This window comes from Nonomuraea bangladeshensis, assembly GCF_039529455.1.
Taxonomy (GTDB): domain Bacteria; phylum Actinomycetota; class Actinomycetes; order Streptosporangiales; family Streptosporangiaceae; genus Nonomuraea; species Nonomuraea bangladeshensis.
Genome location: NZ_BAAAMV010000002.1, coordinates 462965 through 482050, shown reverse-complemented (window position 1 = coordinate 482050; position 19086 = coordinate 462965). Strand labels below are relative to the sequence as shown.

13 protein-coding genes are annotated in these 19086 nt (G+C 76.1%); 7 read left to right on the top strand and 6 right to left on the bottom strand.

Annotated features, from left to right (window positions below; genetic code table 11):
- Nucleotides 1-14: 14 nt before the first annotated feature.
- Entirely contained in the window at nucleotides 15-1328 is a 1314-nt protein-coding gene (locus tag ABD292_RS06315) for an amidase (protein WP_344205944.1), read from the top strand.
- A gap of 4 nt (nucleotides 1329-1332) precedes the next feature.
- Here ABD292_RS06315 and ABD292_RS48895 read toward each other — a convergent pair whose 3' ends face one another.
- On the bottom strand, nucleotides 1333-1440 hold the full coding sequence (locus ABD292_RS48895) for an MFS transporter small subunit (protein ID WP_423447553.1): 108 nt from the start codon (nucleotides 1438-1440) through the stop codon (nucleotides 1333-1335).
- Nucleotides 1437-2810, bottom strand: a complete 1374-nt coding sequence (locus tag ABD292_RS06310; RefSeq protein ID WP_344205943.1) for an L-lactate MFS transporter — start codon at nucleotides 2808-2810, stop codon at nucleotides 1437-1439. Before ABD292_RS06310 ends, ABD292_RS48895 begins: the two co-directional genes overlap by 4 nt.
- A gap of 88 nt (nucleotides 2811-2898) precedes the next feature.
- Here ABD292_RS06310 and ABD292_RS06305 point away from each other — a divergent pair, with 88 nt between their 5' ends.
- Complete coding sequence (locus ABD292_RS06305) at nucleotides 2899-4803, top strand: DUF2264 domain-containing protein (RefSeq protein ID WP_344205942.1); 1905 nt, start codon at nucleotides 2899-2901, stop codon at nucleotides 4801-4803.
- 35 nt (nucleotides 4804-4838) lie between these two features.
- Nucleotides 4839-5843, top strand: a complete 1005-nt coding sequence (locus ABD292_RS06300; RefSeq protein ID WP_344205941.1) for a glycerophosphodiester phosphodiesterase — start codon at nucleotides 4839-4841, stop codon at nucleotides 5841-5843.
- A 6-nt stretch (nucleotides 5844-5849) separates the two neighbouring features.
- Here the strand turns inward: ABD292_RS06300 and ABD292_RS06295 are convergent, their stop codons facing one another.
- Nucleotides 5850-6662, bottom strand: a complete 813-nt coding sequence (locus ABD292_RS06295; protein WP_344205939.1) for a DUF1206 domain-containing protein — start codon at nucleotides 6660-6662, stop codon at nucleotides 5850-5852.
- Nucleotides 6663-6752: 90 nt separating this feature from the next.
- Here ABD292_RS06295 and ABD292_RS06290 point away from each other — a divergent pair, with 90 nt between their 5' ends.
- From ABD292_RS06290 to ABD292_RS06275, 4 genes are all read left to right on the top strand, one after another.
- Nucleotides 6753-8144: a tetratricopeptide repeat protein gene (locus ABD292_RS06290; RefSeq protein WP_344205938.1), complete on the top strand. Its 1392-nt coding sequence runs from the start codon at nucleotides 6753-6755 to the stop codon at nucleotides 8142-8144.
- Nucleotides 8145-8421: 277 nt separating this feature from the next.
- Nucleotides 8422-9576: a hypothetical protein gene (locus ABD292_RS06285; protein WP_344205937.1), complete on the top strand. Its 1155-nt coding sequence runs from the start codon at nucleotides 8422-8424 to the stop codon at nucleotides 9574-9576.
- 107 nt (nucleotides 9577-9683) lie between these two features.
- Nucleotides 9684-10508, top strand: a complete 825-nt coding sequence (locus ABD292_RS06280) for a PIG-L family deacetylase (protein ID WP_344205936.1) — start codon at nucleotides 9684-9686, stop codon at nucleotides 10506-10508.
- A gap of 38 nt (nucleotides 10509-10546) precedes the next feature.
- Nucleotides 10547-11560 carry a carbohydrate kinase family protein gene (locus ABD292_RS06275; protein ID WP_344205934.1) on the top strand — a complete coding sequence of 338 codons (1014 nt, stop codon included), beginning with the start codon at nucleotides 10547-10549 and terminating at the stop codon, nucleotides 11558-11560.
- On the opposite strand, the gene ABD292_RS06270 is transcribed toward ABD292_RS06275, so the two are convergent.
- From ABD292_RS06270 to ABD292_RS06260, 3 genes are read right to left on the bottom strand one after another with little or no spacing between them, the layout of a single operon-like run.
- A complete protein-coding gene (locus ABD292_RS06270) occupies nucleotides 11548-15828 on the bottom strand; it encodes a TIGR02680 family protein (protein WP_344205933.1) in 4281 nt (1426 codons plus the stop codon). The genes ABD292_RS06275 and ABD292_RS06270 overlap by 13 nt on opposite strands.
- Nucleotides 15825-17006 carry a TIGR02678 family protein gene (locus ABD292_RS06265; RefSeq protein WP_344205931.1) on the bottom strand — a complete coding sequence of 394 codons (1182 nt, stop codon included), beginning with the start codon at nucleotides 17004-17006 and terminating at the stop codon, nucleotides 15825-15827. The genes ABD292_RS06270 and ABD292_RS06265 overlap by 4 nt, the downstream gene beginning before the upstream one ends.
- Nucleotides 17003-19027, bottom strand: a complete 2025-nt coding sequence (locus ABD292_RS06260; RefSeq protein WP_344205929.1) for a DUF2397 family protein — start codon at nucleotides 19025-19027, stop codon at nucleotides 17003-17005. Before ABD292_RS06260 ends, ABD292_RS06265 begins: the two co-directional genes overlap by 4 nt.
- Between the last annotated feature and the right edge of the window lie 59 nt (nucleotides 19028-19086).

The following is a 19086-nucleotide window of genomic DNA, read 5'->3' as shown; positions in this document are numbered from 1 at the left end:
ACGACAATGGCACCATGACGATCCCCCTTCCCGGCCCGTTCACCGGACGCACCCTCGACGGCCTGGGGCGCGACCTGCGCTCCGGGCGCACCACCGCCGCCGAGCTGACCGCGCTCGCGCTCGACGCGATCGCCGGCTCCGAGCTCAACGCCTTCGTCACCGTGGACGCCGCCGGGGCGGCGAAGGCGGCCCGGCGGGCCGACGAGGAGCTGGCGGCCGGGATCGACCGGGGGCCGCTGCACGGCATCCCGGCGGGCGTGAAGGACCTCATCATGATCGCCGGGATGCGGGTGACGATGGGGTCGCGGCACTTCGCCGGCCATGTGGCGGACGAGGACGCGGCCTGCGTGGCCCTGCTGCGGCGGGCCGGGGCGGTCGTCGTGGGCACGACCACCACCCACGAGTTCGCGTACGGGCCGACCGGCGACCGCTCCGCCGGCGGGCCCGCCCGCAACCCGTGGGACCCGTCCCGCATGACGGGCGGCTCCAGCGCGGGCAGCGGCGCGGCCGTGGCGGCGGGGCTGGTCCCGCTGGCGCTCGGCACCGACACCGGCGGCTCGGTCCGCATCCCCGCCGCCCTGTGCGGGGCGGCCGGGTTCAAGCCCGCCTACGACGCGATCCCGGCGGACGGCGTCTTCCCGCTCTCGCGCACGCTCGACCACGTCGGCGTCCTCGCCGCCACCGCGTCCTGCTGCCGGCTCGCCCACGAAGCCCTGACCGCTTCCGGGCTCCCGGAGACGGTGGGCGAGGTCCGGGTGGGGTGGCTGGAGCCGGACAGTCTCTTCCCGACCGATCCGCGGGTCGCCGAGGCCGCGCGGGCCGCCGCGGGGCCGGTCGCGGGCGAGGCGCGGATGGCGCCGGAGGTCCTGGAGCTGTTCCGTGAGACGTACCTGGCGGTCCAGAGCGGCGAGACGGCGGCCGTGCACGCCGGCCGGCTGGCCTCGGCGCCCGGCCTGTTCGACCCGGAGGTGCTCGACCGCCTCCGGGTGGCCGCCGAGCTGCCCGCCTGGCGCTACGTCCGGGCCCTGGAGGCCCGGCGGGAGCTGGAGGAGCACGCCGAGGCCCTGTTCGGCCCGTACGACGTGCTGGCGACGCCGACCGTCCCGATCCTCGCCCCGCCGATCGGCGCGCGGGAGGCCGAGCTCGGCGGCGAGCCGGTCCAGGTGCGCGCGGCGCTGCTGGCCATGACCAGCCCGTGGAACGTGCTCGGCCGTCCGGCGCTGACCGTCCCGGCCGGGCTCGTGGACGGGCTGCCGGTCGGCCTGCAGCTCGTCGCCCGCCCCGGCGGCGAGGCCCAGCTGTTCGCGGCGGCCCGGCAGTGCCGCTGACCGCTCAGGCGAAGAGCTGGGCGAGCTTGAGCAGCAGGTTGTAGATGCCGTAGGCGAAGGGCAGGCCGACCCAGGCCCACGCCACCGCCATGAGCGCCGTGCGCCTGCTCATACGGTCTGTCCCTTCTCCTGCGTGACCGTCCCCCGGGACGGGTGCTCGTGGTACTTGTCCGCCACGGGCCGGATCAGCTCGTTGGCGAGGAAGCCGACCGCGAGCAGGCCGATCATGACGTACAGCGAGGTGGTGTAGAGGGCGGGGCCTGAGCGGCCGGCGGCCTCGCCGGCGTCGGCGACCGCGTTGACGATGAGCGGCCCCAGCACGCCCGCCGTGGACCAGGCCGTGAGCAGCCGGCCGTGGATGGCGCCCACCTGGTAGGTGCCGAACAGGTCCTTCAGGTACGCGGGTACGGTCGCGAAGCCGCCGCCGTAGAAGGACAGGATGCCGAGCGCGCACACGATGAACACCGGCTTGGACGAGGCGCCCGCCAGCGCGATGACCAGGTACAGCAGCGCCCCCGCGCCCAGGTAGACGCGGTAGACGTTCTTGCGCCCGATGAGGTCGGAGGTGGAGGACCAGACGAAGCGGCCGGTCATGTTCGCCAGTGACAGCAGCGCCACGAACCCGGCCGCCGCCCCGGCCGCGACGGCGGCGGGCGTGCCCGCGAAGAAGTCGGTGATCATCGGCGCGGCCTTCTCCAGGATGCCGATGCCCGCGGTGACGTTGCAGCACAGCACCACCCACAGGCAGAAGAACTGCGGGGTGCGGATGGCGTTGCGGGCCGAGACGTCGGCGTCGGTGACCAGCGGGCGGCGGCCCGCGGCGGGCGGGGTCCAGCCGCGCGGGTGCCAGCCCTCGGGCGGCACGCGGACCAGCAGCACGCCCATGGTCATGAACGCCGCGTAGGCCACGCCGTGGACGAGGAACGTCAGCGCGATCCCGCCGGTGTCCGCGCCGAACGCGCCGAGCATCTGCGCCGACCACGGCGAGGCGATGAGCGCTCCCCCGCCGAACCCCATGATCGCGATGCCGGTCGCCATGCCGGGCCGGTCCGGGAACCACTTGATCAGCGTGGAGACCGGGGAGATGTAGCCGATGCCGAGCCCGATCCCGCCGACGACGCCGTAGCCGAGCACCACCAGCCAGTACTGCCGGGTGGCCACGCCCAGCGCGGACAGCAGGAAGCCGGAGGAGAAGCAGGTCATCGAGACGAACATGGCCCAGCGCGGCCCGTTGCGCTCCACCAGCGTGCCGCCGAAGGCGGCCGAGAGGCCGAGCATGACGATGCCGAGCTGGAACGGCAGCGCGCTCTGCGTGCCGGAGAGCCCGAGCGCGGACTCCAGCGGGGGTTTGAACACGCTCCACGCGTACGCCTGGCCGATGGCGAGGTGCACCGAGAGCGCCGCGGGCGGCACGAGCCAGCGGCTCCAGGAGGGGTCGGCGACGGTCCGGGACCGGCTGAGGAATCCTGCCACGCGCAACATACTGTATGCGGTATTGCGGACGCGGCGAATCTTTACGGCGAGCGGTCAATTCTTGTCGACGAACGGCATACCCGTGTTTGCTGGACGGGTGATCTCCCCCTACACCGGCTGGACCAGGGAGCACTGGGCCGCCCTCGCCGACCGCCTGCTCCTCGCCGCCCGCGCCCACGCCTCCCCCGCGCACGCGCGCGTCGCCTTCCCCGGGCCGCCCGGCGGGTACGGCCCCGACGTCGACGCCCTGGAGGGCTTCGCCCGCACGTTCCTCGCCGCCGGCTTCCGCGTCGCCGGCGAGGACGGGCGCGACCCGCTCGGCCTCATGGAGTGGTACGCCGAGGGCCTGGCCGCCGGCGTGGACCCGGCCTCGCCCGAGCGGTGGCCCCGGCTGGACGAGCACGACCAGGCCAAGGTGGAGGCCGCCTCCGTCGCGCTGGTGCTGCACCTGACCCGGCCGTGGCTGTGGGACCGGCTGCCGGCGCGGGTGCGTGAGCAGGTGGTGGACTGGCTGGCCCCCGCGGTCGGCGCCGCCTACCCGCCGATCAACTGGGTCTGGTTCCAGATCGTCACCGAGCAGTTCCTGGCCTCCGTGGGCGGGCCGTACGCGGAGGAGGACATCGAGGCGGGGCTCGCCCTGGCCCGCACGTTCGAGCGCGCCGACGGCTGGTACGCCGACGGCCCCGAACGCTCCTACGACCACTACAACGGGTGGGCGCTGCACCTGTACCCGCTGCTGTGGAGCGAGATGGCCGGCCGCGACCCCGATCCCGCGTACCTGGCCCGGCTGGAGCGCTTCCTCGACGACGCCGTGCACCTGGTGGGGGCCGACGGCTCGCCGCTCGTCCAGGGGCGCAGCCTGACCTACCGGTTCGCCGCGGCGGCGCCGTTCTGGGCGGGGGCGCGGGCCGGGGTCGGCTCCCCCGGGCTGCTGCGCCGGGCCGCGTCGGGCATCGTGCGGCACTTCGCCGAGCGCGGCGCGCCGGACCGCGACGGGGTGCTCACCCTCGGCTGGCACGGGCCGTGGCGCGGGATCGCGCAGGACTACTCGGGGCCCGGCTCGCCGTACTGGGCGGCGAAGGGCCTGCTGGGGCTGTCGCTGCCGGCCGGGCATCCGGTGTGGACGGCCGTCGAGGAGCCGCTGCCGGTCGAGACCGGCGACTTCACGCGGGTGGTGCGGGCCCCCGGCTGGCTGGTCAGCGGGACGCGGGCGGACGGGATCGTCCGGGTCGTCAACCACGGCACCGACCACGCGCGGCCGGGCGCGCGCCTCGCCGACGCGCCGCTCTACGCCCGGCTCGGCTACTCCACGGCCACCTTCCCGCTGCTGTCCGGCGATCCGCTCGACCAGTCGGTGGCGGTGCTGGACGAGGACGGGCGGGCCTCCCACCGGACGGGGTTCGCGGCGGGGCCGGTGTCCGCGCTGCCGTCAGGGACGCTGGTCGGCTCGTCGCGGTGGCGGGCCCGCTGGGGCGAGCAGGGCCCCGGCCCGGACCACGGGTACAGCCGGCCGGGCGGCGAGCTGCGTGACGGACCGGAGGTGGAGGTCGTCTCGGCGGTGCGCGGCGCCTGGGAGGTCCGCTTCGCCCGCCTCCCCGCCGAGCGGGACGCCCGGACGTCCGCATCGGACGCCCGGGCCTCCGCATCGGACCCCCGGACCTCCGCATCGGACCCCCGGGCCTCCGCATCGGGCGCCCGGGCTGACGAGCCGGGCGGGCGGCTGCGTCTCGGGGGGTGGCCCGCGCCCGAGGGCGGGCCCGCGACCCGCGTAGCCGGCGGCCCCGGGCTGACGGAGCAAGGTGTGGCGGTCGCGGCCACGCCGCTCGCCGGACGCACGCTGGTGCCGTGGTGCGCCACCCCGGGCCCGGCCGAGCCCGGCCGCTGGTACACCGCCGCGCTGCTGCTGGGCGAGGGCGGCTCGGGGGGCGAGCCGCCGGTGGTCAAGGACGACGTGATCACCTGGCCGGACGGCGCCACGGACGAGATCCCCTTGCCCGTCTGACACCGTGCGCGCCGCGCGGCGGTACGGTCGCCCTCGTGACCCAGACAGCGCCCATCGTGATCGGGCACCGCGGCGCGAGCGCCCACCGGCCCGAGCACACCCTCATGTCGTACGAGACCGCCATCGCCCTCGGCGCCGACTACATCGAGCCCGACCTGGTCGCCACGAAGGACCACGTGCTGGTGGCCAGGCACGAGAACGAGATCTCCGGCACGACGGACGTGGCCGCGCGGCCCGAGTTCGCCGACCGGCGCACCACCAGGACCATCGACGGCCGGCCTGTCACCGGCTGGTTCACCGAGGACTTCACGCTGGCCGAGCTGAAGACGCTGCGCGCCAAGGAGCGGGTGCCGGAGCTGCGGCCGGGCAACACGGCGTTCGACGGGCTCGCGGAGATCCCGACGTTCGAGGAGGTCGTGCGGCTCGCGCTGCGGGCGGGCGTCGGGGTGTACCCGGAGACCAAGCATCCGTCGTACTTCGCCTCCATCGGGCTGCCGCTGGAGGAGCCGCTGCTGGAGGTGCTCGGCCGGCACCGGGTGCGCGCGGCCTACATCCAGTCGTTCGAGACGGCGAACCTGCGCGAGCTGCGCGCCAGGACGGAGCTGCCGCTGATCCAGCTCGTGGCGTACGACGGCGCGCCCTACGACTGGGTCGCCGCCGGCGACCCCCGTTCCTCGAAGGACCTGGTGACGCCGGACGGCCTGCGCGAGATCGCCGGGTACGCCGACGGCATCGGCGTCGACACCCGGCACGTGGTGCCGCGCGACGCCGACGGCCGGACGCTGCCGCCCACGACGCTCGTCGCCGACGCCCACCGCCACGGCCTCGACGTGCACGTGTGGACGGTACGCGGCGAGAACTCCCAGCTCCCGGCCGACCACCGGGCGGGCGACCCGGCGAGCCCCGCCCACCCGCGGGCGATCGGCGACGTCACGGGCTGGCTGGCCAAGCTGCTGGACGCGGGGATCGACGGCGCGTTCTGCGACGACCCCGGCACGGCCCGCGCGGTGCTCGCCGAGCGGGCCCGCCGCCGGCGCTGACCCGGCTCACGTGCGACGCCAGCGCGCCTCGCCGAAGCAGTACGCCGCGAACAGCAGCAGCCCCAGCGCCACCACCACGAGCAGCCACGGCCCGGCGGGCGTGGCGGCGAACTCGCGCAGCGCCGCGTCGATGCCGCCCGCCTCGTCCGGGTCGAAGGTGACCGCCGCCCGGCAGACGAGGATCCCGGCCAGCGCGGCGACCGCGCCCCTCGCGACGAACCCGCCGAGGCCGAGGTGGTCCATGACGGTACGGGCGGGCGCGGGCATGCCCGCCCGGTCCAGCTCCTTCCTGAACCCCTTGACGAGCCCCTGGCGCACCCAGTAGCCGCCGAGCACGACCAGCCCGAGCCCGATCGCGCCCACGATCACCGGCCCGCCGGGCAGCCCGAGCAGCGTCGCCGTGATGTCGCGGGACTTCTCGTCGTCGGACGACGCCTTCCCCTTCGTCAGCACGCTGATCAGGCTGACCACGACCAGCGCGTACACCGCCACCCTGGCGACCGCCTCGGCCCGCTCGATCGTCTCGCCGCCCCCGAACAGCGCCTCCGAGATCTGCCACAGCGCCAGCGCCACGAACCCGACCATCATGATCCACAGCAGTCCCGCGCCGAAGGGCAGCTCGGCGACCGCCTCGATGGCGCCCGCCTTGTCGGCCTCCTTCGACCGCTCGCCCAGGCCGACCTGCACCGCCACCACGCCGACCAGCGCGTACAGCACGCCGCGGCAGGCCAGGCCGATCCGCGTCGCGACGTCCATGACGGGGTGGCGGGCCGCTCTCCGCGCCGCGCCGCGTACCTCTTGTCCCGCCGTGCTCATCATCCCTCCAGAGGGGTTCGGAGACGTACGAGATGCCCCGGAAACGGCGTTGCAGACCTCGGTATCGGGCGGCGTCGTCGTTACGATGATCAGGTGAGGACCGACCAGCACGGACTCGCCATGAGCGGGGCGAGCGCCGCCGCGGCCCGCCACTACGACCGCGCGATCGACGAGCTGCTGCACTTCCGGGCCGAGGTCGACGCCGAGGCGAACGCGGCGCTGGAGGAGTCGCCCGACTTCCCCATGGGCCACGTGCTCGCCGCCTATCTCGGGCTGCTGACCACCGAGGCCGAGGACGCGCGGACGGCGCGGGTGCGTTTCCACGCCTTCCTCCGGCGCGCCGGCGGGAGATCCCTGCCGCCGCGCGAGCGGGCCCATCTCGCGGCCGTGCGGGCGCTGCTCGACGGCGACTTCCTGACCTGCGGGGCGCTGCTCGCCGAGATCACCGCCGAGCATCCGCGCGACGCGCTGGCGCTGATCGCCGGGCACCACGTCGACTTCTTCACCGGCGACGCCCGCTCGCTGCGCGACCGCGTCGGCGGCGCGCTCACCGCCTGGGGTCCCGGCGACCCGCACTACGGGCAGGTGCTCGGCATGTACGCCTTCGGGCTGGAGGAGGCCGGGCACTACGACCGGGCGGAGGAGGTCGGGCTGCGGGCGGTCGAGCTCGACCGGCGCGACGTGTGGGCGATCCACGCCGTCACGCACACGTACGAGATGCGCGGCCGCTTCGGCGACGGGCTGCGCTATCTCGACGCGCGGGTGCCCGACTGGTCGGCGGGGACGTTCCTCAACGTGCACGCCTGGTGGCATTACTGCCTGTTCGCGCTGGAGGCCGGGGACGTGCCGCGGGTGCTGGCGATCTACGACGCGGCGCTGGCCGACGGGCAGTCGTGCCTGGAGCTGCTGGACGCCGCCGCGCTGCTGTGGCGGCTCCACCTGGAGGGGTCGGAGCAGCCCGAGCGGTGGCGGGCGCTGGCCGACGCCTGGCCGGCGCGGGTGGCCGAGCCGTTCTACGCCTTCAACGACATGCACGCGGTCATGGCGTACGTGGGCGCGGGGCGGCTGGGCGAGGCGGACAAGCTGATCGCCTCGCGGGAGGCGTACGTCGCCGAGGCCCGTCCCGGCGTGACCAACGTGGACATGACGCTGCGGGTGGGGCTGCCGGTGTGCCGGGCGCTCGTCGCCTTCGGGCGCGGCGACCACCGGGCGGCGCTCGACCTGCTGTACCCGATCAGGCACCGGGTCAACGAGTTCGGCGGCAGCCATGCCCAGCGCGACGCCGTGCAGCGGACGCTGCTGGAGGCGGCGCTGCGGGCCGGGGCGCGGGACGTCGCCCGGACGCTGGTCAGCGAGCGGATCGGGGTGCGGCCGTGCAGCCCGTACAACTGGCTGAAGCAGGCGGCCGTGGCCGAGGCGTTCGGCGACCGGGCCGCGGCGGCGGCCGCGCGGACGCGGGCCGGCGAGCTCGCCCGCGTACTCTGACTGGGCCGTTCGACTGAGTCATGACTCAGGAGCAAGGCGTGTGACCGCCGATTCGCAAGGGACTCCCGGGGCCGTAGAGGTCTTCACGAGGCGGCGTTCGTGAGAAGATCGAGATCATGATCGGTCTGCCAGGCTCGGGTCGTCGCGCTCGCCGTGCCGCCGCGACGGCCACCCCCGTGATGCTCGTGCCGTGCCCATGGACGCCCGCCGTCGCCGACGCCCCACCCGGTCGTGCCCTTCGGGCGCGTACCCGGCCGGTGCCGATCACATGCTGACCATGCGCGAAGGCGATCCCCTCACCAGCCCCTCCCCCGCTTCCACTGATGAGCAGGACGCCCCGGTCCGCCGGGAGAGCGGCCTGCCGCGACGGGAGACCGTACGCGGGGTCCCCCGCGTCACGACGGCCTCGCCCGTGACGCCGGCCGCGCCGCTGGCGCCGGTCACGCCGCCGGACGCCGGCCCCGCGCCGCACGACCACCGCTTACCGGCCGCGACCCCGGACAGCGGCCGGGCGGAGGACGCCGCGCCGGGGAGCGTCGGGCAGATCCCCGGCCTCCGGCCGCGCCGCCGCCCCAAGGACGGCGGCGAGGTGCCCGGCGCCGACGTGGACCTGGTGGACGCCCTCGACCCGCTCGCCCGCCGTACGGTGTCCGCCTGGCTGTGCGACAAGCCGTCCGCCGCCGCCCGCCAGGTGGCGCTGCAGGTGGTGGCGTCGTTCCTGCGCTGGCTGCAGGTGGCCGAGCCGGGCGTCGAGCTCCTGGCCGTCACCGGCGCCCATCTGGAGGCGTTCTGCGAGGCCGCCCGCACCGGCGGCGTCCCCCGGAGCCCCGGCAGGCCGCTGACCAGCAAGACGGTCAGCCGCAAGCGGGCCGCCCTGCTGTCGTTCTACACCTACGCCTGGCGCTGCGGCGTCGTCCGGCACAACCAGGTCGCCGGCGCCACGCCGGCCAGGCCGGCCCGCCAGGGCGACGGTCACGCGGTCACCCCGGAGGAGCGGCGACTGCTCCGGGAGGGCGTCGCCCGCCTCGCGGCGGACGGCCGCACCGCGGAGGCGGCGGCCGTCGCGCTGCTGGAGCTGACCGGCGCCGCCGTGGAGGCCCTGGCCGGGCTGACCCGGCAGGACGTGCGCACCGTGCCCGACGGCACCGTGGGGCAGCCGGCCGTCGTCACCGTCAACCACGGACGGGACGACGTCGCCGCCTTCCTGGTGACGCCGCTGGCCCGCCCGCTGCTGCGCGTCCTGTGCGCCAGCCGGCCGGCGGGCGAGCCGCTGATCCGCCGCCCGGACGGCCGCGCCCTCGACGCCGCCTGGCTGGGCACGGCGCTCACGGCCGCCGCCCGCGCCGGAGGCGTCCCCGAGCACCGCGCCCGCCTGCTCACCCCGGCGATGCTCCGCGCCGCCAACGTCACCGACCTGCTCAACGCCCGATAACCCCCGTGAGCCCCGTCTCGCCCCGGCTTGGGGCGGGACGGGGCGGGGTCTCCGGGCCGGGAGCGCCGGGCCGGGAATGTCGGTGGGGCCGGGTAGGGTTTCGGCCCATGGATCGGGAACTCACGCTCATGGTCGTCCACGCCCACCCCGACGACGAATGCCTCAGCACCGGCGGCATCCTGGCCCGCTACACCGAGGAGGGCGTCCGCACCGTCCTGGTCACCTGCACCAACGGTGAGCAGGGCGACGGTGACGGCGGCGTCAAACCGGGCGAGGACGGCCACGACGACGCGGCGGTGGCCGCCCGCCGCCTGGCCGAGCTGCGCGAATCGGTCGCCCACCTGGGCGTCGACCACCTGGAGCTGCTCGGCTACCGCGACTCCGGCATGGACGGATGGGCGGGCAACGGGCACCCCGACGCGTTCGCCAACGTCCCGGTGGAGGAGGCGGCGGGCCGGCTGGCCGCCCTGATCGAGCGCTACCGGCCGCAGGTCGTGGTGACGTACGACGAGACGGGCGGCGGCGGCTACGGCCACCCCGACCACGTGCAGACGCACCGGATCACCGTGGCGGCCGTCGAGTCGACCGGCATCCCCGACAAGTTCTACTACACGGCGATGCCGCGCTCGGCGATGAAGCAGATGTTCGAGCTGATGCGCGACAGCGGCATGGACGTGGGCGACTTCGAGGTCCCCGACGACTTCGGCACCCCCGACGAGCGGGTGACCACGGTCGTCGACGTGGCCCCCTACACCGAGCGCAAGCTCAAGGCGCTGCGGGCGCACGAGAGCCAGGGCGAGAACATCTTCCTGCTGCGCATGCCGGAGGAGACCCAGCAGCGGGCGTTCTCGCACGAGGCGTTCGAGCGGGTGCTGTCCAAGGTGCGGACCCCCACCCACGAGGAAGACCTGTTCACGGGCCTGCGCCACTAGCCGCTGTCACCGGCGCCCGACTGAGGAAAGGCAGCCCGATGATCGCTGTCCTGGGTGAGTGCGTCGCAGACGCCTTCACCACCCGCCCCTCCGCCTCCATGGACGGCGGAGGCGACAGCAGGAGCTTCGAGCGCGACGGCGGGGCCGGCTCCGCCGTCGCCGTCGGCGGGCGCGGCCTGGAGTTGCAGGTGCTGCCGGGGGGTGGCCCCGCCAACACGGCCGTGGCGCTGGCCCGGCTCGGCACCCCGGCGCGCTTTCTCGACCGTCTCTCCGGCGACGTCTTCGGCGACCTGTTCCGCGGGCATCTGGCGGCCTCGGGCGTGGACCTGTCGGGCTGCGTCGAGGCCGCCGAGCCGAGCACGCTCGCCATCGCGGCCCTCGACGCGGACGGACGCGCCGACTACACCTTCTACGCCGAGGGCGCCGCCGACTGGCAGTGGAGCCGGGACGAGCTGACCCCGGCCAGGCTCGGCGCCGCCGACTGCCTGCACACCGGATCGCTCGCCCTGGTCCGGGCCCCGGGGCGGGCGGCGGTCGAGGAGTTCGCGCGGGCCGCGTCCGCGCACGCCACGATCTCGATCGACCCGAACGTCCGCCCCAGCCTCGCCGCGAAGGACGACTATCAGGTGGCGCGCTGGTGTTCGTGGGCGGACATCCTCAGGCTCAGCGACGACGACCTGGAGTTCCTGCTGCCCGGGGTGTCCCAGGAACATGCCTGCGACACCTGGCACGAGGCGGGTGCCCGCCTGGTGGTCGTCACGCGCGGGGCCGCGGGTGCCCTGGTCTCGCTGGACGGCGAGCGCACCACCGTGCCCGCCCCCGAGGTCGAGGTCGTGGACACGGTCGGCGCGGGCGACTCCTTCACCGCCGGCCTCCTGCACCACCTGCACGCCGGCGGCCACCTCGGCGGACGACTGGACGGCCTGGACCTGGGGACGGCGGCGGAGGCGGCGGCGTTCGCAGCCCGCGTAGCCGCCCTGACCTGCTCAGTCCCCGGCGCCGACCCGCCCTGGGCCACCCGGCTGACCACTCACCCTGATCACCCGGGCTGAACGCCGGCGTCCGGGCCGGGACCAGGCGTTCCTGACGGCCGGCTGGGATCGGTGGGGGCGGTGCGGTGGCCGTTCCAGACGAAGCGGGCCGTCGTCACGGCGTCGTCGCCGTCGCCGGTGATGAGCTGGTGGACGGCGATCCCGTCGAGCTCGCGATATTCGCACCACTCGTGATCGGAGGTCAGCACGAGGTCCAGCCCCAGGTCCACCAGCAGCTCGAAGACCTGGCCGCGGTTCGTCCGGTCCACGCCCACGAACACCTCGTCGAGCAGGATGAACCGGGGGCAGCCCGGGTCGGTCTGGTAGTGCGCGGCCACGGCGGCGAACAGCGGCAGGTGCAGCGCGATCGCCTTCTCCCCGCCCGACAGCGCGCCGTGCAGCTTCCTGGTGAGGTCCTGCCAGCCCTGGCCGTCGCCGCGGTCGAGCCGGACCGTGAACCGGTGCCAGGAGGTGTAGTCGAGGACCGTCGCGAGCTGGTCCTCCCAGCAGCTCGCCGGGGAGCCGTCGGCCCGGGCCTCCTCCACCCGGTCGCGGAAGAAGGCGTACAGGGTCTCGCGGGCCGCCTCGTCCAGGCCGGCCGGGTCGCGCAGCAGCAGGTCGCGGGCGTTCCTGGTGGTCGCAGGCTGGGCCGGGTCCACCTGCCAGGACAGCCGGACCGCGAGCCGGGAGGCGGTGCGGACTCGTGCCAGACGCCGGTTCATGTCCTCGACCAGCACGGTCGCCTGTCTGATGCGGTCGGCCAGGTGCCGGCGGGCGCTGCCGCCGAGCATGCGGTCGAACAGGTCCCGCTCCGCCTGGCCGCTGCCCGACCTGCGCGCGTCCCGCTCGGCGCGCAGTGTGTCGGTGAGTGCCGCCACGCCGGTCCGCGCGCCGCCGGTGCTCGCGGTGAGCACCTGTACGTCGTCGTCGCAGGCCAGCTCCAGGGTCGCCCGGTGGGCCAGGGCCTCCCTGGCGTGGTGGACGGCGTCCCGCAGGCGGGTCTCGGCCTCGCGGAGGTGGCGCGGCTCGTACGGCACCGCGTCGAGGTGTTCGGCCAGGCGCCGGGCCGCCTCGACGGGCGTACCGGCGGGGTCCGAGGTCGCTTCGGGCGGCAGGGCGGCGTCGTACGGGAGGTGGCCGGAGGTGAGGCGGTGGAGGCGCGCGCGGGCCGCGTCGCACGCGTGTTCCGCCCCGGCGTGCTTCTCCTCGGCCGCGGCCAGCTCGCCCTGGAGGCGGCCGAGGCGGGCGTTGAGGCGGGCCAGGCCCTCGTTGAGCGACTTGACGAGGCGGCGGGAGGAGCGGTGTGCGGCTTGGACGTCGTGAAGCTGTTCGAGCACCCGCAGGCGGCCGGCGTCGTCCGCGGAGCCGGCGACGGACTCGCCCCTGGACCCGGCGGCGGGGCCCCCGGCCGGGCTTGTAGTGGCTCCGACTGCGAAGCCGGCGACAGGTTCCCCAGCGGGGCTTGTAGCGGGCTCGACGGCGAGCTTGCCCGCGGATTCCCCGGCGGGCCTCGCTGTACGTTCGACGGCGGAAGCGGCTGTGGGTTCCTCGGCGGAGCTTACGGCGCGTTCGATGGCGGACAGGCGTTCGGCCAGGCTGATGGCCGACGCCGCCGCCTCCTCCGCTCGTTCGACGGCGCGCACCGCCAGGTCCTCGTACTCGCGGGCGGTCTCGGCGGCGTACGCGGCCAGCTCGTGGGCGGTGCGGGCGTCGGCGTGGCGCTCGTGACGTACGGCGGCGGCGGTCTCGGCGGCGCGCAACGCCTCCTCCAGGCCGTCCAGGGCGGGCAGGGCCGTCGGGAGGGCGTGCGCGGCGGCCTGCTCGGTGGCCCGCCGCAGCGCGTGGACGGCCTCCGCCTCGCGCCCGCGCAGCCGTTCCTCGGCCGCCCGCAGCCGGTCCTCCAGCAGCGCGACCTTCGCGAGCGCCGCGTCCAGGGCGCGGGCGGCGGCGTCGTACGGCCCGCGGTCGGGCCTGCGCCGCAGCTCGGCGGCCAGGGCGTCGCGGTCACCGGCGAGGACGGCGAGCAGGTGCCCGCACTCGGCGGCCAGGCCCGTCACGTCGCCCAGCCGCTCGTCCAGCTCGGCGATCCGGCGGCGGCGGGCCCGTTCGCGGGCGGCGGCGCCGACGTACGAGGGCTCCGGCTTGGCCCACCGGCCGGCGGCGGGGCCGAGCCGCCAGGTGCCGTCCGCGCCGATGGCGGCCGGATGGTCGGCGCCCGGCGCGGTGGGCGCGTACGCGATCGCGCCCAGCACCACCTCCACCGGCGCCGGGGAGCCCGGCTCGGCGAGCAGCACGTCGGCGAGGCTGGCGCCGGGCGCGGGACGCGACAGCGCGGTCACGGCGAACGCGTCGTGCTCGTCCGCGGCGAACCCGCCGTCCGGCAGCAGCCACAGGTCGAGCAGGCCCGACGCCTCCAGCGCGGCCTCCACCGCCGCCTGGACGCCGGGGTCGACGCCCGGCCGGAACCCGACCGCCCGCCACAGCGGCGTCCCCGGACGTCCCTCGCGGGCGGACCTGTCGCGGGCACGGGGGGCGGGCGGCTCCAGGACGGCCCGCTCGTCGAGGCCGCGGCGTTCCGCGGCCAGCTCGGCCCGCTCCTTCGCCAGGTTGTCGCGTACGGTCGTGAGCTGGTGCTCGCGCGCCGCCATCCGTACGGCGGCGCCGATCCTGGCCTCGGTCACCGCCTCGTCGGCGGCGGCGGGGTCACCGGCGAGGGCGGCGAGGCGGCCGGGGTCGAGGCGCAGATGGACGCAGCCGGCAGCCCACTCGGCGAGGGCGGCGGCCAGGTCCTTGAGGCGTTCTTCGCGCAGGCGGCCGGTGCGCTCGCCGGTCTCGCGGGCGGCGTCGAGGGCGTCCCTGGCCAGGTCGCGGTCCCGCTCGGCGGCGGTACGGCGGCCGGCCGCCTCCTCGTGGGCGAGCGCCGCGGCCCTGACCTCGCGGATCTGCGCGGCCCGGCTGCTCACCGCGACCCGTACCAGCTCGCGCGCCGCCCGCGCCTCTTCTCTCGTGCTCGTACCCGAGGTGTCCAGGTCGTGGGCGCTGAGGAGACCGGCTCGCCGCGCCGCGTCGCGGGCCTCGGCGTCGGCCCGGCCGGCCAGCGCGGTGGCGGCGAGGGCGGCGGTGACGGCGCGGAGCGAGAGGCGTTCCCTGGCCGCCGCCGCCCTGGCCGCCGCGCCCGCCTGGTCGCGCAGCGCCGCCGCCGTCTCGTGGGCGCGCCGCGCCTCCTCACGCAGCCGGTGCAGGCCGCTCCCGCTCCGGTACGCCTCGCTCTCCTTCAGCCCGTCGATCCGCGCCGCCAGCGCCAGCTCCCGCGACTCCTCCTCCCCCAGCCGCAGTGTCGCCGCCCGCAGCTCCTCCTCGGCCTCGCGCAACGCCGCGCGCCGGGCCGCGGTCTCCTCGGTCCGCGCGTCCAGCTCGGCGCGGCTCTCCAGGACGCCGGCGGCGGCCGCGCGCAGGACGCGGCGGGCGTAGTCGCGCTGCCGGGCGGCGAGCCGGTCGGTCTCCGTCACGTCCCGGTCGAGCCGCCGCAGCTCCTCGCGCTGCCGTTCCAGCCGCTCGAAGCCCTCGGCGAGGTCACGGAGCTCGTCCTCGCCGAGCGGCGGCAGCGCGCTGGACAGCAGGTCGGACAGCAGGCCGGGGTCGAGGCGTTCGGACAGCTTGGGGGTACGGAGCTGGCGCAACGCGGTCAGGAGCGTGTCGTAGCGCTGCTCGTTCAGCCCCGCGTAGAGGGTCCGGCGCACCACGGTCCGGTACGCCTCGGCGGATTCGTACACCGTGCCCGCCTCGCCCAGCTCCTCGGCGAGCTGGGTGCGGGTGAGCGGGTGGCCGCCGTCGCCGGTCAGCCGGATGCCGCCGGGCACGCCGATCCTGGCGTCGGTGAGGGTGAAGTAGGAGGCGGTGACGTTCTTGGTGTGGACGGTGGCCTGGAGCCGGGCGCCGCAGGTGAACCAGCGGCCGTCGGCGTGCCGGAACTCCAGCCAGACGAAGCCCGCCCGGGTGACGCCGCCCGCGCCGTCGCCCATGAGGTTCCAGTGCATGGTGCGCTCGCTGCCGCCGAACGTGGACAGCCGGCTCGGCTTGAGGCTCGCGTCCAGCACGTACGGCAGCAGCAGCTCCAGCACCTTGGACTTGCCGCTGCCGTTGGGGCCGCGCAGCAGCAGCCGGCCTCGGTGGAACTCGAACACCTCGTCGTAGTAGCGCCAGACGTTGAGTATCCCGGCGCGCTCGGGCGTCCAGCGGGCCTCGCCGCCGCGCGCGGCCCGGGCCCTGGTCAGCTCGGTGACGGTCATGCGTCCTCCACCAAGTCGGCGTCGGGGTGGTCAGGGGCGACGCGGTAGCGGGCGGCGGCGGGCAGGGCGGTGACCCGGTCCCCCGTTCGGCGGGCCAGGCCGAAGCGCGCGAGCACCTCCAGCGCGTCGGCGGCCAGGCGGGCGGCGCCGTCCCGCGACTGGTAGGACCTGGCCCACTGGGGGAAGCGGCGCAGCAGGCCGGCGGCCTCGTCCGCCAGTCGCGCGGTGGTCAGGGGACCGCCGGTGATCAGCGGGTCGAGCAGGAGCAGGGCGGCGACCTTGGCGGGGCTGCCGTCGTCGGGGAAGCGGTCGTCGGTGGCGATGGCGTCGGGGTCCACGAGGAGGAAGCCCTCGGCGCGTTCCTCCAGGACGAAACCGGCCTCCTCGGCGGCGCGCCGGATGGTGCGGCGGCCGGTGGGTGAGGCGGCGTAGGCGTGCTGGTCGGGGGTGAGGTCGTCGTGGTGGACGACCGGCTCGTCGAGGAGGCGGCGGACGAGGGAGTGGCGGGCCCACAGGAGGCGCTGGGTCTCCGTCGGGTCGTTTCCGCCGTAGCGGGGCTCGGCGGTGAGCGCGGCCAGGTCGGGGGCCTGGAGGGTGGAGGGCGGGACCGGGGTGGTGAGCAACCGGGTCAGCAGGGTGGTGTCGGCGCGGTAGAGGACGTCGGCGTCACGGGTGGAGGGTTCGTGGAGGGGGGTGAGGGCGCCGTACTGCTGCAGGAGGGCGAGCGCGTCGGCGAACGCGGCCCGCTCCTCCCCCCGTGCCGGGTCGAACGGCGGCACGCCCGGTTCGGCGGCGGCGGCCCGCGCCACCCGGCGGGCCAGCAGGCCGACCGTGGTGACGGGCGCGGCGAGCAGTTCGGCCGCGCACAGGCACAGCAGCGTGTAGCGGCGACGGTCGAACGGAGTCCCGGAGCCGCGCGTACGCCGGGCCGGGCGGGTGGCGTCGGCGCGCGGGGAGACCTTGGCGAGCCGGGCGTACCCCTGGCGGGGCTCGACGACCAGCCGCCAGCCGCAGAAGTAGTCGAACCACTGGACGAGCGGGCGGCGGCGCTTCCTGACCAGGTCGAACGCGGCCGGATCGGCGTGCCGGGACACCAGGGGGCGGCCGAGCAGGGTCCTGACGGCCCGTGCGATCTCCTCCTTCTCGGCCCGGACGAGCTGGTTGGCGCGGCCGTTCACGCCCCGACCGCCCGGCCGTGAGTGGTCGGGGTCGCCTCGCGGCCGTGGCCGGGGGTGCGGAGGTCGATGAGGTAGTCGGGGGCGCGGAAACAGCCCTCCGGGGTGCGCAGCTCCGCCATCGCGCCGTCCTCCGGGTCGCGCAGCACGATCTCGATCCGGCCGTCGGCTGTGGTGGCGCGGCGGAACCCGGTGGAGTCGGGGCGCTCGGCGAGGGCGCGGCCGAGGAGGTCGAGCAGGCGGCCGAGGCCGTCGTGGTCGAGGTCGCCCAGCCGCGACAACCGCACCGCCCCGGTCCCGGAGGACCCCGCCCCGCCGGCTCCCGCCGCTCCCAGCGCGACGGCGCCGGACGATCCCGATTCACCGGCCCCGGACGGCCCCAGCCCACCGGCCCCATACGACGACGGTCCGCCGGGGCTCGGTGACGCGGATTCGGCGGTGGAGGGCAGGGTGGATCCGGCGGTGGAGGGCAGGGTGGATCCGGCGGTGGAGGGCAGGGTGGAGCTGGTGGTGGAGGGCAGGGTGGAGCTGGTGGTGGTCAGGGAGGACCAGGCGGCCTCCAGGGCGGCGCGCTCCCTGGCGGCGCGGGCGCGGCGCTCGGCGCGCAGGGCCGTCACGTCGCGGACCCTGCCGGTACGGCCCACCCGCTCGGTACGCCCCCGTGCCCGCAGCAGCGCCGACACCTCGACCGGCTCCGCCCGCGCCCACGGCACCCCGGCGGGGACGAGCTCGGCGTCGGCGTGCCCGAGGTGCGCGTGCCGGGCGGGCCCGAGCCCGAACGCGGCGTCCCACAGCCGGTGGGCGTCCTCCTCGGTGGGGGCGGCGGCGAACCAGCGGGCCAGCGCCCGGAAGTCGGCGGCGGCTCCGACCGGGCGGCTTCGCGCGTCGGCGATCCTGTCGAGCGACTCCAGCAGCGCGACGACGGCCTGCCGCGCTTGGTCGTGCAGCCGCCGCGCCCCGCCATCCTCGGCACCGAACCACGCCCGCAGCTCCTCCCACCGCACCGCCCGCTCCTCCAGCCATGCAGCCACCGGGTCCCGCCCGGCCTGGAACGGGGACAGACCCGCCCGGGACGGGGACAGGTCCGCCCGGGGCGAGGGCAGCTCCGTCTGGGACGGGGACAGATCCACAGCGGACGGGGACAGATCCACAGCGGACGGGGGCAGGTCGACGCCGGACGGGGACAGGTCCGCCCGGGGCGGAGGCAGCTCCGCCCGGGGCGGGGACAGCTTCACAGCGGACGAGGGCAAGTCGGCGCGGGACGGAGCCGGATCCGCGCGCGACGGGCGCAGGCCCGCGCCGGTCAGGGCGCGGGTGTGCAGGAGGTGCACGCCGTGCGCGGCGACGGCCTCCAGGGCCCGGGCTATGGCGTCCCGTCGCTGGTCCAGGCCCGCAACGTACTCCTGTAGGTACGCCACCGTCTCCCGCAGATACACCACGTCCGCATCGGGCATGGGCTCGCCGGGGCGCAGGAGGCGGCGCAGGTCGGCCGTGAAGCGGCCGGCGTCGGTCCGGAGGTCGTCGAAGTGGCGCTCCAGTTCGCGCAGCGCGGTGAAGACACGCCGGTCGCGGCCGGGGTCGGGGTCGCGGAGCAGGTCGGCGAGCTCGCGCAGACGTTCGGCGACGGCGTCGAGGACGGCGGCGTGCAGGGCGCCGGAGGGCGGCCCGGAGGACGACAGGGCCGCCGTGGCGTGACGGAGGCCGGCGAGCGCGGCCTCGCCACGCGGGGTCAGGGCGTACTGGATGCTCTCGCGCCGGTACGCCTCAGCCGTGCCGAAGCCGCTCCCGTGGTCGAAGACGACGTCGAGCAGCCCCCAGGCGGTGAGTCTGCGGAGCGCGGCGGCGAGGTCCCGCTCCCCGCAGGCCCCGGCGGGCAGGAGGGCGCGCAGCCCGGCCGGCGTGAGTGCGGTCTCCAGGCGGCCGGCGGCCGCGGCGAAGGCGTGGAGGACCGCGGTGTGCAGGTCCGCCCGTTCCGTCGTGGCGAACCGGAAAAGCTCCGGCGGCATCCTCGGCGGCTCAGCCATCGCCCCGCTCCTCTCGCGCGATTTCCGGACCACGCAAACGGTAGCGGGGAACGGCCGGA

Bases quoted from the DNA above. Each gene is read 5' to 3' on its own strand.
- ABD292_RS06315 (WP_344205944.1), top strand. From the start codon at position 15: ATGACGATCCCCCTTCCCGGCCCGTTCACCGGACGCACCCTCGACGGC.
- ABD292_RS48895 (WP_423447553.1), bottom strand. From the start codon at position 1,440: ATGAGCAGGCGCACGGCGCTCATGGCGGTGGCGTGGGCCTGGGTCGGC.
- ABD292_RS06310 (WP_344205943.1), bottom strand. From the start codon at position 2,810: ATGTTGCGCGTGGCAGGATTCCTCAGCCGGTCCCGGACCGTCGCCGAC.
- ABD292_RS06295 (WP_344205939.1), bottom strand. From the start codon at position 6,662: ATGATGAGCACGGCGGGACAAGAGGTACGCGGCGCGGCGCGGAGAGCG.
- ABD292_RS06285 (WP_344205937.1), top strand. From the start codon at position 8,422: ATGCGCGAAGGCGATCCCCTCACCAGCCCCTCCCCCGCTTCCACTGAT.
- ABD292_RS06280 (WP_344205936.1), top strand. From the start codon at position 9,684: ATGGATCGGGAACTCACGCTCATGGTCGTCCACGCCCACCCCGACGAC.
- ABD292_RS06275 (WP_344205934.1), top strand. From the start codon at position 10,547: ATGATCGCTGTCCTGGGTGAGTGCGTCGCAGACGCCTTCACCACCCGC.
- ABD292_RS06270 (WP_344205933.1), bottom strand. From the start codon at position 15,828: ATGACCGTCACCGAGCTGACCAGGGCCCGGGCCGCGCGCGGCGGCGAG.
- ABD292_RS06260 (WP_344205929.1), bottom strand. From the start codon at position 19,027: ATGGCTGAGCCGCCGAGGATGCCGCCGGAGCTTTTCCGGTTCGCCACG.